The sequence below is a fragment of the Paenibacillus sp. 32352 genome (assembly GCF_002042965.1).
In the GTDB taxonomy this organism is placed as follows: domain Bacteria; phylum Bacillota; class Bacilli; order Paenibacillales; family NBRC-103111; genus Paenibacillus_S; species Paenibacillus_S vulneris.
In genome coordinates this window covers 1-496 of record NZ_MZNT01000040.1, presented here as the reverse complement: position 1 = coordinate 496, position 496 = coordinate 1, and the positions used below count along the sequence as shown (strand labels likewise).

1 rRNA gene is annotated in these 496 nt (G+C 50.0%); it reads left to right on the top strand.

The annotated features are described in order from the left end of the window. Positions 1-183 precede the first annotated feature (183 nt). Positions 184-496: ribosomal RNA gene (locus B1728_RS35495) — 23S ribosomal RNA — on the top strand; the annotation flags it as partial.

Below are 496 nucleotides of genomic sequence, written 5' to 3'. Positions count from 1 at the left end.
CGTATTCCTAATACTTTCCGGGGAGCCCCGAAATACTCTCAAGCTTGCTGGAAAAACTTGATGCTTGCATCGGTTAGTACAGCATGTTAAGATAGTCTTCCTGCTGTTGGGCGGGAGCGATTGTTCCTTGAAAACTAGATACAGAAATACAAATGCGTAGAGCAATACAACGTGTATTAGCATGGTTAAGCTAATAAGAGCACACGGAGGATGCCTAGGCGCTAGGAGCCGAAGAAGGACGTGGCGAACGACGATATCGCCTCGGGGAGCCGTAAGCAGGCTTTGATCCGGGGATGTCCGAATGGGGGAACCCAGCTGAGGTAATACTCAGTTACTCACATCTGAATACATAGGATGTGCAGAGGCATACGAGGGGAACTGAAACATCTAAGTACCCTCAGGAGAAGAAAACAATAGTGATTCCGTCAGTAGCGGCGAGCGAAAGCGGAACAGCCCAAACCAGGGGGCTTGCCCTCTGGGGTTGTGGGACGTCAAT